The 12,718-nt window shown below is 64.3% G+C and carries 9 protein-coding genes; 2 read left to right on the top strand and 7 right to left on the bottom strand.

What is annotated here, in order from left to right:
* The 7 genes from ACFP9U_RS10365 to ACFP9U_RS10335 form a co-directional block, all read right to left on the bottom strand.
* The coding region (locus ACFP9U_RS10365; protein WP_378621142.1) for a Re/Si-specific NAD(P)(+) transhydrogenase subunit alpha at positions 1–1,224 on the bottom strand (1,224 nt) is incomplete at its 3' end.
* A 67-nt stretch (positions 1,225–1,291) separates the two neighbouring features.
* Positions 1,292–1,519 (bottom strand): aa3-type cytochrome c oxidase subunit IV, encoded by a 228-nt coding sequence (locus tag ACFP9U_RS10360; protein WP_378621141.1) that lies wholly within the window; start codon positions 1,517–1,519, stop codon positions 1,292–1,294.
* A 182-nt stretch (positions 1,520–1,701) separates the two neighbouring features.
* On the bottom strand, positions 1,702–3,012 hold the full coding sequence (locus tag ACFP9U_RS10355; RefSeq protein WP_378621139.1) for an ABC transporter substrate-binding protein: 1,311 nt from the start codon (positions 3,010–3,012) through the stop codon (positions 1,702–1,704).
* 69 nt (positions 3,013–3,081) lie between these two features.
* Entirely contained in the window at positions 3,082–3,225 is a 144-nt protein-coding gene (locus ACFP9U_RS10350) for a DUF3096 domain-containing protein (RefSeq protein WP_378621149.1), read from the bottom strand.
* Between the two features lie 175 nt (positions 3,226–3,400).
* Positions 3,401–4,162, bottom strand: coding sequence for an N-acyl amino acid synthase FeeM domain-containing protein (locus ACFP9U_RS10345; protein WP_378621137.1), 762 nt, complete (start codon positions 4,160–4,162; stop codon positions 3,401–3,403).
* Between the two features lie 172 nt (positions 4,163–4,334).
* The gene (locus tag ACFP9U_RS10340) at positions 4,335–6,641 is read right to left on the bottom strand and encodes a putative bifunctional diguanylate cyclase/phosphodiesterase (RefSeq protein ID WP_378621136.1); all 2,307 of its coding nucleotides are present in this window, start codon (positions 6,639–6,641) and stop codon (positions 4,335–4,337) included.
* Positions 6,642–6,732: 91 nt separating this feature from the next.
* Complete coding sequence (locus ACFP9U_RS10335; protein WP_378621134.1) at positions 6,733–10,206, bottom strand: indolepyruvate ferredoxin oxidoreductase family protein; 3,474 nt, start codon at positions 10,204–10,206, stop codon at positions 6,733–6,735.
* A gap of 541 nt (positions 10,207–10,747) precedes the next feature.
* Here ACFP9U_RS10335 and ACFP9U_RS10330 point away from each other — a divergent pair.
* Together ACFP9U_RS10330 and ACFP9U_RS10325 are read left to right on the top strand one after the other, a co-directional pair.
* Positions 10,748–11,320: a TRAP transporter small permease subunit gene (locus ACFP9U_RS10330; RefSeq protein ID WP_378621133.1), complete on the top strand. Its 573-nt coding sequence runs from the start codon at positions 10,748–10,750 to the stop codon at positions 11,318–11,320.
* On the top strand, positions 11,320–12,711 hold the full coding sequence (locus ACFP9U_RS10325; RefSeq protein WP_378621131.1) for a TRAP transporter large permease: 1,392 nt from the start codon (positions 11,320–11,322) through the stop codon (positions 12,709–12,711). Before ACFP9U_RS10330 ends, ACFP9U_RS10325 begins: the two co-directional genes overlap by 1 nt.
* Positions 12,712–12,718 lie beyond the last annotated feature (7 nt).

Here is a 12,718-nt window from a genome sequence, read left to right as displayed (position 1 = left end):
GCCGGTCCTGGCGGCGCCCCTCTTGGATGCGCCCCTCTTGGATGCGCCCGCCGGCTTCTTCGCCGCGCCGCCCTTCGCTCCGCCGGCCGCCGAGGCCGCCTCGGCAAGGTTCGGATGCACCACCTTGCCCTCATGGGTCAGAAGCGTCGCCTTGACCAGTTCGTCGTCAAAGTCGATGGCAAGCGCCCCCTTCTCCTTGTCGACCAGCGTCTCCAGGAAGGCATAGAGGTTGCGCGCATAAAGAAGCGAGGCCGAGGCCGCCACCCGGCCCGGCACGTTCAGATGGCCGAGGATCTTCACCCCGCCCGCCGTCGTCACCACCTCGCCGGGCTTGGCGCCCTCCACATTGCCGCCGCGCTCGACCGCCAGATCGACGATCACCGAGCCGGCCCGCATGGACTTGACCATCTCGGCCGACACCAGCTTCGGCGCCGGCCGGCCGGGGATCAGCGCCGTGGTGATCACGATGTCCTGCTTGGCGATGTGCCCGGAAACGAGCTCTCCTTGAGCCTTTTTCTCCTCGTCCGTCAATTCGCGCGCATAGCCGCCCTCGCCGGAGGCGTCCTTCAGCGCCTCCGTCATGACGAACTTGGCCCCGAGCGAGGCCACCTGCTCGCCCGCCGCCGCCCGCACGTCGGTCGCCGAGACCACCGCGCCCAGACGCCGCGCCGTGGCAATGGCTTGAAGCCCGGCAACGCCGGCCCCCATCACGAACACCTTCGCCGCCGGCACCGTGCCCGCCGCCGTCATCATCATCGGCAGCGCCCGGTCATACTCGCTTGCTGCATCGATCACCGCCCGGTAGCCGGCCAGGTTCGCCTGCGAGGACAAAACGTCCATCGACTGCGCCCGGGTAATCCGCGGCATGAACTCCATGGCGAATGCCGTCAGCCCGGCCTTCGCCAGCGCCGCAACCTCGCCCTCGTGGCCGTAGGGGTCCATGGCGGCGATCACCACCGCGCCCTTTTTGTAGCCCTTGACCTCGGCCGCCTCCGGCCGCCGCACCTTCAAGACCACGTCGGCCTTGCCGGCATCGGAAGCCGCACCGACCTTCGCCCCGGCCTGCTCGTACTCGGCATCGGAAATGCGCGAGGCAACCCCCGCACCCTTCTCGACCACAACCGAAAAGCCAAGACCGGCAAGCCGCTTCACCGTGTCCGGCGATGCCGCAACACGACCCTCGCCAGCAGCCCGCTCTCGACCAACAAATATCGTCTGTCCCACCGTCTGTTCCTTGTCGTTGGACATCCCCCACACGAAGGCCCGCCGCGGCGGGCCCCATGTCCCACGCCTAACGCAGAATCCAGACGCCGAGCGCGCAGATGAGGATGAAGAGGATGGTGCTTGAGATGAAACCTGCCGCGGTGAAGAAGCCGAACGCCATGGCGATCAGCGTCGCGGCAACGATCAGACAGGTGTACTTGCTGATCGTCAGAAAGAGGTTGTAGGTGCGCTCGTGCTCCGCGTAATCCATTTCCGCACCCGTCTCGGCCGGACCTTCCGGCTGTTTGTCTGCCATCGCATAGCCCCTCGGGAAGTAGACTGGCGGAGGGAATAGCGAAAACGGCCGCCAAGAGCAATGGGCGCATCGACGCATCCGCAGTTCCCGTGTCTGATCCGCCGTCAATTCCGCCGGAAATCACAAGCTTTCAAACGCACCGGGGGCAATCCGAACTATCGGCAGACATCCCGGGGACCGCTTCAAGGCCGGCATGCATCGTCCTCGGGCTGGGCCACATCGGACTTCGCAAAGCGCTCGGCGCTCTGTCGCTCCAGCGGCGCGAGCACACCGCGGTCGGCCTCGAGCAGGTCCGAAGCCACGACAAAGGCTTTGCCGTTCCAGCGCAGCATCCAGCCGCCGCCATGCCCCGTGTGATCGGCACAGCGCGTCTCGAAGGGCGCAACCATGCCGGTAAGGCCCAGCGCCTCGAGGCGCCCAGCATCCATGGCGATGTTCTCCAGGCCCCAGCGGACCTGCTCCGGGCCAGGCAGGCGCTCTTCGAAATGCTCCTGGGCGGCGAGGATCGCTTCCACCGCGAGCGCCGACATGATCAGGCCGCGCTGGTAGAAGACGCTTTCCAGTTCGCCTCCCGCCGCATCAGCCAGTGACTTGCCCGGCGCCACCACATGGTTGCGGATGTCGCGCAACAGCGGTGCGCCGGCATCGGGGCGGTTCCAGGTGACGGCGCGATAGCCGGCAGTGGCATCGCCGAAACGCTGCAATGCCGCCGCGTCGGCGGAAGACCAGATACCGATGATCCGGTCCATCGGATAGCCGGTCTCCAGGGCCCCGGCGATCGCACCGGCATTCATCGGTCCCCGTCCCCACAAAAGCACGAAATCCGGCTGTGCGCGGTCGATACGCTGCCACTGCGCCGACTGGTTCTGCATCTCCGTCAGGCTCACGGGAACGGAGAGCAGCCTGAAGCCGTGCTGTTCGGAAAGATGCTTCAACAGCGCCAGCGGCTCCCGGCCGAAGCTGCTGTCGAGATGCAGGGCGGCGACCGTCTTGCCCTGAAGGGCGTTCGGCTCCCCGTCGGACACATGGCGCAAGATCATCGATACGCCGTCCCAGTACGAGGCGGGCGGGTTGAACGCCCATCGGAAGGTCCGTCCTTCAGCGATCGACGACGGACCGTCCCCCGAAGACAGGAGGGGAATTTCGTCCTCGTTCGCCTTCGGCAGGATCTCGAGCATCGCACCCGTGGAACCGGGCAGCACGAGAAGTGCATCCGCGCGTGCCTTCTCGTAACACGCCGCAGCCGCCTGGCGGCCATCGATCTCGCATTCGGTGTAGTGGAGTGTGATCCCGTTGAGCCCGCCGTCGCGCTCGTTGAGAAGCGTTATGTAGTCGCGCTGGCCGTTCATGATCGGAGTAGCGCTCGCGGCGAACGGGCCGGTGCGCGAGGCGAGATTGGCGATCAGGACCCTCTCCTGGGCGCCCCCCGCCGCCGGCACAAGGCCTGCCGCGAGGGTGACGGCGAGCAGCAGAGGCCGGATCGCTCGTCTCATTTCCATCCCCTCGTTCTGCCCCGGACTTCCGTCGCTGCCGACCGCGCCGGCACCCCCTGAGCAGAGGGCTTATCCGGCGAGGCCCGGAAAGAGCCCGATAACGCCGACGATGATGAGATAAAATGCGACGATATAGTTCAAAAGCCTCGGCATGATCAGGATGAGAATGCCGGCGATGAGCGCGATCAGCGGCGCAAGCGCGAAGTCGTACATCATGTTGTCCTCTCCTCTGCCATGGCCGGCTCCGCCAGTGGCGATCCCGTTCGGCCACGCATCGCAGCGATGTCCCAAACCTATGCGTGACAGTTCGGGTGTATGGCGACTTGCCGTTGCGTTCAATGCACAAGGCACCGATGGCGTTGCATTTCGGCGCCGTCGGGGACGGGAATCAGGCAGCGATAGCGGAATATTTCGCCGTCGGAAGAACCGTAAGCGCCGGAACGTCGCCGTCCTTGTCGAAAAGCAGGCGCTGCTCGGATTTCGTGGAGCGGAAGAAGGGGAAGCGCGCGACCGTACGGCCGAACTGCTTGGCGCACTCGGCCTCGTACAGCATCAGCGGAATGCTGATGGGCGGATAGGCGCGCGGCGGACCCGACTGATGCGCTCCGAAGACGCGCCTGTAAAACGCGGTATGCTCCTGCCGGATGAGGCCGGCGCAGTAAGTGGAATTGTAGTGGGCGTAGGCGACCACCACCAGGCGCATGGCCACGTAGGGCAGCGCCCGGAACTCCGACGTCAAATCGGGATCGGCGGCGAACATGCTGGCGTTTATGCAAGTCGCGCCGCGCATGATTCGCGGTTTCATCACGTCGCCGAAGGCCTTCATCACCGGGCCGAAAGGAGAGTCCCGGTCGATCTGGTGCAGACGCACGGTGGCGACCAGCTGGCTGTCTATGAAGACACCGAAATTATATGCGTTGGGCGCATCGTCCATCTCGTCGCGCGTCAGCCCTTGCGCCGATTCGGCAACGAAACCGTGCAGCCGGTAAGAGCGGTAGCGGAGACGAAAGATCGCCTCCAGATCTTCCCCGGTCTCGCAGCGCCGGTACTCCGTGCGCTCAAGCAGGTCCATGACATTGCGCAGAAAGACAGAGGAGCGCGTGTCGAGAGACCGCCCAACGCCTTTCTCCTTCCCCGCGGAAGAAAGCATAGAGCTCATTGTCGTCCCACTATGATCTGGTCCCCACCAGTGCCCCCGAAGGTAATCGATCGACTTATCGTGTAAAGCTGAAATTCCCGATCAGATTGTTAACCGGTTGTTAACCTTAACGCCAAATTGTGGCAAACTGCGGTCGCTTCCGGGAGCAATCGGGTGCGTGCACTCAGGCCGATGCGGGGTTGAGAGCGGTTCGCGTATTGCCGCCGAAGGTCCAGCTCTTGTCGGACATCGTCTCGATGCCGGAGGCCGTCAGCGCCGAACCGAACAGAAAGCCCTGCACCAGGTCCGGGTGCACCTTCTTCGTCAAGATCTTCAACTGGCTGAACGTCTCCACGCCTTCGACGGTGACGCTGAGGCCCAGATTGCGCGACAGGTCCACCACACCGGTCAAAAGGCGCAGCGAGCGCTCGTTGCGTGTCACGTCGACCAGGAAGCTGCCGTCGATCTTGATCTTGTCGAGCGGCAATGTGTGCAGATAGCTCAGGCTGGAATAGCCCGTGCCGAAATCGTCGAGAGCGATCGTCACCCCCAGTTTCTTGAGTTCTTCCAGGTAGACCCGCGTGGTGGCCTTGTCATCGAGCAGCGCGGTTTCGGTCACTTCCAGCTCCAGGCGATCCGCCGCGAGGCCCGATTTGGACAGGATCTGCTGGACCTTGTCGACCACCGAGCTGCAATGGAAATCCCGAGCCGACAGATTGACCGAGACACGCAGGTGTTCGGGCCAGCGCGCACATTCACGGCAGGCGACGTTGAGGACCATGGTGCTGATTTCGGAGACGATCCCCATCTCCTCGGCAAGCGGTATGAATTCGGCCGGCGAGATCGGCCCCAGTTCCGGATGGTCCCAGCGACACAATGCCTCACAACCCGAAATCTGCATGGTCCGGACGTCGATGATCGGCTGGAAGACGACGCGCAGGCTCTGAGCCTCGATGGCGCTTCTCAAGTCCGCCTTGAGCGTCTGCCGACTGCGGAATGCCGCATCCATCTGCGTTTCGAAGAGGCGCCAGTTGTTCTTGCCCTGCTCCTTCGCAGTGTAGAGCGCCAGATCGGCTTTGACGATCATCGCCCCGACATCGTCACTGTCCGCCCTGACCAGGACCGCGCCCGCACTGAGCTGAACCCGCAGTTGGTGGCCTGCCACATCAACGTCGCCGCGAAGTTTCTCGAAGATCGCATCCAGACGCAGGACGAGATCGTCCTCGCCCTCCAGCCGGTTGAAGAAGATCATGAACTCGTCGCCGCCGAAACGGCTCACCTTGACGTCGTCGCCGGCGAATGAGGAAAGCCGGTCGGCGACCGCGTAGATGAGACCGTCGCCGACGGGATGGCCGAGCGTGTCGTTGATGCTCTTGAAATCGTCGAGGTCGAGAACCGCCAGCCCGCAAAGGCGAGCGGGATCGCTGCTTTCCATGAATTCGGTGACGATCTCGTTGAAATAGGCCCGGTTCGGCAGGCCGGTCAGACTGTCGTACCGCGCCATGTAGCGGACCCGCTCCTCCGCCTCGATGCGGCTCGTCACCTCCTCGAAGGTGAGCACGCCGAGTTCGTCGCGGCCTTCCCGCGCCGAAAATTCGAGATGGCGGCCATCGGTCAGCCGCAGCAGCACCTTCCTGTCGCGCCCCTCCCGCATGGCGCGGGTGAGTTGCTGTTCGGCGAACTGCACATCCTTGCGCTCCATCAGGCCCGCCGCCACGCCGCGCGACAACAGCGCCTTCAGCGAACGGCCCAGCATCTGTTTGGTGGAACGGAAGCTCATCAACTCCACGACCTGCGCATTCGCCACCACGATCCGGCCCTCGGGGCTGAACATGAGCAGGCCGTGGGGCATGGTGTTCAAGGCGCGGTTGAAGCGCCTGGCGAGGCTTGCCGAGCGCTTTTCCTCGCTGATCGCGGTGAACAGGACCGTGCGTACCAGGTCGGCCATCTTCATGATGATGAATATGAAGGGAACGATGAAGAGCCCCAGCGCAAAATGATAGATATCCCCTTTCAGCATCAGGCCCAGCGCCAGCGGTGCCACCAGCGCGAGCGTGAGGATCGTCACCATCTTGCGCGACCCGTAATTGCGGCCTGCCACGGTGATGGTGCCACCCAGAACAAGGGATAACGCGGCGAGCTCGCTGAAGGAATTATCGCCCCAGACCATGGCGACCAGCCCGAAGCTTCCCACGACGAGACCGTGCAGGGTTCCCCACAGCACGTAGCGCCGCTCCCAATAGAGCGCGGACTCGTAATCCGATATCTGCTGAGGATCGATACGGTTGATCAGGTAGTAGCGGAAGGTCCCGGCGAACAGGAGCAGCCCGGCGAAGATCAGGTAAACCAGTCCGCCTGTCTTGTGGTAGAGCAGCAGCGACACCAGCGCAAAACACGCCGCGCCGAGGGGCAGCACGCCGACATCCTGGAATAGGGATCGGATGTAGCCCACGTAGACGGCTTCAGAGATGTCCGACTTGCTCGTTTTCACAGTGCACACCCGTTTGCCGTGCCAGCAATCGCACAGCCGGATTAAGAAAGCTTTATAGCTGATAAGATTGAGTTCTTTGCCTCTGCAGCGGTCATTCCGCGGCCTGCAGAACCGGATCGGGATCGGTCCTTTTCAATCGGTCGAGAAGTCGCGCACGCTCCTCCTCGGACCTCTTTATGCTGGCTTCTTTCACATGGCCGAAGCCGCGAATGAGCGAAGGCACCGATGCGAGCGCCACCGCCGCTTCCAGGCGGTCGGGCGCCAGCCGCTTCTCGATCAGATCGAGATCGGCCTCGTATTGCGCTAACAGCGCACGCTCCATGCGCCGTTCCGCCGTATAGCCGAAGGGGTCGATGAAGGTGCCGCGCAGACCTTTCAGGCGCGCCAGCAGAGCGAACGCCTTGAGCATCCACGGGCCGTAGCTTGCCTTTTTCAAGTGCCCTTCCGCATCGCGTCGCGCGAACACCGGCGGCGCGAGGTGGAACTCCAACCGGTCGTAACCCTGGAACTCGGCAGCAAGCTGGCGCTGGAAGGAGCCGTCGGTGTAAAGCCGCGCCACCTCGTATTCGTCCTTGACGGCCATCAGCTTGAAAAGGTTGCGCGCAGCCGCTTCCGTGACGGTGGTGGAGCCTCCGGCGGTCTCCTTCTCCACCCGGCGCATGCGTTCGATGCGGTCCTGGTAGCGCTCGGCATAGGCCGCATCCTGATAAGCGGTGAGGAATTCCACGCGGCGGCGGATGATTTCGTCGAGGTCACGGGCGGGCGCATGCCCTTCGGTCGGTGCGGAGCGTTCGATGATCTCGCAGACGTGCCGTGGGTCGTGGGCGGCACGTCGTCCCCAGCGGAAGGCGGCGACGTTCATGGAGACGGCCTGGCCGTTCAACTCGATGGCCTTTTCGACGGCCTCCGCCGAGACCGGCAGGCCGCCGAGCTGGTAGGCCATGCCGAGCATGAACATGTTGGCTCCGATGGCGTTGCCGAACAGGACGGTGGCCGCATGGGTGGCATCGAAGAAATGTGCCTGCTCCTCGCCCGCCGCCTTGCGCACCGCCTTCTTCAGCCGCTCGATCGGCAGCAGGAAATCGGCCGAGCGGGCGAAGTCGCCGGGCATGATTTCCGCCGTGTTGGCGATGAACAGCGTATGGCCCTCGCGCACGGTGGCCAGGACCTTGCGCGCACCGGAGACGACGAGATCGCAGCCCAGAACCAGGTCGGCCTTGCCGGCGGGGACGTGGATCGTGCTGATGTCGGCGGGCGTGCGGGCGATGCGCAGATGCGAATAGACCGCGCCGCCCTTCTGGGCCAGCCCCGCCATGTCGATGATGCCGGCGCCCTTGCCTTCAAGGTGGGCGGCCATCCCCAGAACGGCGCCGATCGTCACCACCCCGGTCCCGCCAATGCCGTCCACGATGCCGGCCCAGCCCGCCTCGAGCGGGAAAAGCCGCGGCTCCGGCACGCCCAGAAGCGGATCGGCGTCCCCCGCCGCGCCGTTCATCTTCTTCGGCTTTGCCCCGTGCACGGTGACGAAGGACGGGCAGAACCCGTTCACGCAGGAGAAATCCTTGTTGCAGCTCGACTGGTCGATCCGGCGCTTGCGGCCGAACTCCGTCTCGACCGGCTGCACGGATACGCAGTTCGACTTCACGCCGCAGTCGCCGCACCCCTCGCAGACCAGCTCGTTGATGATCACGCGCTTGTCCGGGTCCGGGTAGGTGCCGCGCTTGCGCCGGCGGCGCTTCTCGGCGGCACAGGTCTGGTCGTAGATGAGAACGGAAACGCCCTTCACCTCGCGCAGGTCCCGCTGCACCTGGTCGAGATCGTCGCGGTGGCTGACCGTGGTGCCGGGCGGGAAGCGCATGACGCCTTCGTACTTTTCCGGCTCGTCGCTGACCACGGCGATGCGCTTGACGCCCTCGGCACGCACCTGATCGGCGATCATTTCCATGGTCAGCCCGCCCTCGTGCGGCTGGCCGCCGGTCATGGCCACGGCGTCGTTGTAGAGGATCTTGTACGTCATATTGACGCCCGCGGCGAGCGCGAAGCGGATCGCCAGCGAGCCCGAATGGTTGTACGTGCCGTCGCCGAGGTTCTGGAAGAAGTGCTCGCGCTTGGAGAACGGCGCCTGGCCGATCCACTGCGCGCCCTCCCCGCCCATGGCGGTGAAGCCGACTGTGCCGCGATCCATCCACAACGCCATGAAATGGCAGCCGATACCGCCGCCGGCGATGGAACCCTCCGGCAGCCGCGTCGAGGTGTTGTGCGGGCAGCCGGAACAGAAATGCGGCCGGCGCACCGCGACATCGTGCGTGTCTGCCAGCATCGCCTGGAACTGGCGCAGCCGCGCCACGCGCGCTGCGATCTCCTCCGAGGGGCCGATCACCTTCAGGATGCGCTCGCCGATGGTAATGGCGATCTCGTTGGGATCGAGGGCGCCCATTGCCTGGAAGAGCCGCCGGCCGCGCTCGTCCTTCTTGCCGATCACGGTCGGCTGCATGGACGTGCCGTAGAGGTCCTCGCGCACCTGCACCTCGATAAGCGAGCGCTTCTCCTCGACGACGATCACCATTTCCAGGCCGCGCGCGAAATCCTTGATGTGCTCGAGGTCGAGCGGCCATGGACAGGCAACCTTGAAAAGCCGCAGCCCTAAAGCCGCCGCCCGCGCCTCGTCTATACCGAGGTCGGCCAGCGCCTGGCGCACGTCGAGATAGCTCGTGCCGACGGTGATGATGCCGATCTTCGGCTTGCGTCCGCCGGAAAAGACGATGCGGTTGAGCCCGTTCTCGCGCACGAAAGCCGCGGCGGCCGCGCGCTTGTAGTCGTGCAGCCGTTCCTCCTGGCCGAGCTGGTTGACCTCCATGCGGATATTCAGGCCACCCGGCGGCATATCGATCTCCGGCAGAACCATTTTCAGCCGCTCCAGCGCCACGTCGACCGAAGCCGTCGATTCGATGTTGTCCTTGACGCACTTGATCGCCGTCCAGGTGCCGGCGAAACGCGAAAGGGCATAGCCGTACAGCCCGTAGTCGATGAGTTCCTGTACGCCAGCCGGGTTGAGGATCGGCACCATCGTGTCGACGAAGGCGAATTCGCTGGCGTGCGCGACGGTGGAGGATTCGGCGGTGTGATCGTCGCCCATCAGGGCCAGCACCCCGCCATGCCTGGAGGAACCCGCGAGATTGGCATGGCGGAAGACGTCGCTGGTACGGTCCACGCCCGGCCCCTTCCCGTACCAGAGCGCGAAGACGCCGTCATGCCGGCCCTCGCCCAGAAGTTCCGTCTCCTGAGCGCCCCAGCACGCCGTCGCCGCCAGTTCCTCGTTGAGCCCCGGCTGGAAGATGATGTTGGTTTGCGAAAGCTGCTCGCGCGCCTTCCACAACTGCAGGTCGAGGCCGCCCAGCGGGGAGCCGCGATAACCCGAGATGAAACCGGCCGTGTCCAGCCCGTCTCTACGATCGCGCTCGCGCTGCATCAGGAGCATGCGCACGATCGCCTGGGCGCCGGAGACGAAGATCCGCTCTTTGGCGAGATCGTACTTGTCGCCGAGCGAGACCTGGTGAAGCGTCATCTGTGTCCTCCTCGACGGAGCGTGGTCGCGACGGGCAGCGGGCCGCTTTTCCACCGCGTGCGCTTCCGTCAGCGCCCCGGATCACTGCGACGACTTCCTTGCCCGAACCCGTCGCGACAATCCGGCGCGCCGTCCGAGATTCCGGTTCAGTCTTGTCCTGGAACGCCATTAAATCAAATCAAATTGGACGCCGCACGAAAAGAGCAAGACGAAGGAATTTCGCCAGCCGGTAGCGACCGTTTCTTTTGCGCAACCCACGCATAGCGAACGAATCTGGCTGTGCAAAGCTCTCCATTCGGGCCGCAACACCGGCTGCAGCAGGCCTTCGACCCTTTCGGCGAAAACGACCGCGTTTCGCACGCCATCACTTTTGCCCGCAGCACAAAGCTGCTAAATACCCGCGCCAAGCCGAGAGAGCGGCACGTCGTGACACCCGCGCAAGGCGGGGTCATCAACAAGAAAAACGGGGAAATGTCGGAGCAGGACATGTCTGGAAGAAGGGCCGGGCGACGGCGGACTGCCGCCCGGGAAGGGTGATTCGGTGCGTGCGATCGCTTTTGTCGTCCGCGCGATAAGCGGATTAAACGCGGTGATCGGCCATGTCTTTTCCTGGCTCTCCCTGGCCATCGTGCTCGTCTGCTTCACCGTCGTGGTGCAGCGTTACGTCTTCGCAACCAGCATCCTTTGGATGCGTGACCTCTATATCTGGCTGAACGGCGCCATGTTCACCGCCGTGGCGGGTTTTGCGCTGCTGCGCAACAACCATGTGCGCGTCGATGTCTTCTATCGTCCGGCCGGCGTGCGGCGGAAGGCGATCGTCGATCTCATCGGCGTCATTTTCTTCCTCCTGCCGTTCTGCACGGTCGTCTTCGTCTATGCGTGGCCCTTCGTCGCGCGCTCCTGGCGCATCTATGAGGGGTCCGCGAATGTCGGCGGAATGCCCGGCCTCTTCATCCTGAAGACCTTCATCCTCGGCTTTGCCGTGCTGGTGGGTCTGCAGGGCATCGCCATGGCGCTGCGGTCGATCCTCGTGCTTACCGGCAACGAGGAACTGCTGCCGGAAAACCTGCGCTACGAGAGTGAAGAACAGAAGCGACAGGAGACGGCAGTCTGATGGATCCGGTCCTTCTCGGCGAGCTCCTGTCAGGGCTCATGTTCTTCGGCATCATCGGCTTCCTCCTGCTCGGATTTCCGGTCGCGTTCACCCTTGCAGGCGTGTCGCTGATGTTCGGCCTCGTTGGCATGTGGCTGGGCGTCTTCGACCCCTCCAATTTCGGCAGCCTGGCCAATCGCTATCTGGGTTACATGACCAACGAGGTGCTGGTCGCAGTGCCCCTTTTCATCTTCATGGGCGTGGTGCTCGAGCGCTCGAAGATCGCCGAGCAACTGCTGCTGACCATGAGCAGGCTGTTCGGCAACCTGCGCGGCGGGCTGGGCATCTCCGTCATCGTCGTGGGCGCGCTGCTTGCCGCCTCCACCGGGGTCGTCGGCGCGACCGTGGTGACCATGGGGCTGATATCGCTGCCGGCCATGCTGCGCGCCAATTACGATCCGAAGCTGGCCAGCGGCGTCATCTGCGCGTCCGGCACGCTGGGGCAGATCGTGCCGCCCTCCACGGTGCTCATCTTCATGGGCGACATGCTGTCGGGCATCAACGCCCAGGTGCAGATGGAAAAGGGCAATTTCGCGCCCGCGCCCGTTTCCGTCGGCGACCTCTTTGCGGGCGCTCTGCTGCCGGGACTGCTGCTGGTGGGGCTCTATCTCGCGTGGATGATCTTCAAGGCCGTCTTCCAGCCGGCCTCCTGCCCGGCCACCCCCGTCGAGGACGGCGACCGGAAAAAGCTCCTCGGCGAGGTCGTCACGACCCTGATTCCGCCGCTCCTCCTGATCGTTGCCGTCCTGGGCTCGATCCTCGGCGGCATCGCCACGCCGACCGAGGCGTCCTCCGTGGGCGCCGTCGGCGCGCTCGTTCTGGCGGCCCTGCGCTGGCGCCTGTCCTTCAAGGTTCTTCAGGAATCGGTGACCGCCACGGCCAGCATCACCTGCATGGTGTTCATCATCCTGTTCGGCGCGGCGGTCTTCTCCATCGTGTTCCGGCTGATGGGCGGCGACAACCTGGTGCACGAGTTTCTGACCGGCCTGCCGGGCGGCACGCTGATGGCGGTGGCCGTCGTGATGCTGATCATGTTCGTGCTCGGCTTTATTCTCGACACGTTCGAGATCATCTTCATCGTCATCCCGATCACCGCGCCGATCCTGCTGGCCCTCGATGTCGATCCGGTGTGGCTGGGCGTGCTGGTCGGCGTCAACCTGCAAACGAGCTTCCTGACGCCGCCTTTCGGCTTCTCGCTGTTCTATCTGCGCGGCGTCGCCCCGGGCAGTGTCTCGACGACGACGATCTACCGGGGTGCGATCCCCTTCGTCGCCCTGCAGGTGGTTGCCATCGCGATCATGTTCCTCGTGCCGGCCATCGCCACCTGGCTGCCGGATGCGATCTACCGCTGAGGCATGA

Source organism: Nitratireductor sp. GCM10026969, assembly GCF_042660605.1.
In the GTDB taxonomy this organism is placed as follows: domain Bacteria; phylum Pseudomonadota; class Alphaproteobacteria; order Rhizobiales; family Rhizobiaceae; genus Chelativorans.
The sequence above is the reverse complement of the archived record's forward strand: the minus strand, read 5'-3'. Positions and strand labels throughout refer to the sequence as shown.

Excerpts from the sequence above, each read along its gene's own strand:
- ACFP9U_RS10345 (WP_378621137.1), bottom strand. The coding sequence starts at position 4,162 with ATGCTTTCTTCCGCGGGGAAGGAGAAAGGCGTTGGGCGGTCTCTCGAC.
- ACFP9U_RS10350 (WP_378621149.1), bottom strand. The coding sequence starts at position 3,225 with ATGTACGACTTCGCGCTTGCGCCGCTGATCGCGCTCATCGCCGGCATT.
- ACFP9U_RS10360 (WP_378621141.1), bottom strand. The coding sequence starts at position 1,519 with ATGGCAGACAAACAGCCGGAAGGTCCGGCCGAGACGGGTGCGGAAATG.
- ACFP9U_RS10355 (WP_378621139.1), bottom strand. The coding sequence starts at position 3,012 with ATGAGACGAGCGATCCGGCCTCTGCTGCTCGCCGTCACCCTCGCGGCA.
- ACFP9U_RS10335 (WP_378621134.1), bottom strand. The coding sequence starts at position 10,206 with ATGACGCTTCACCAGGTCTCGCTCGGCGACAAGTACGATCTCGCCAAA.
- ACFP9U_RS10325 (WP_378621131.1), top strand. The coding sequence starts at position 11,320 with ATGGATCCGGTCCTTCTCGGCGAGCTCCTGTCAGGGCTCATGTTCTTC.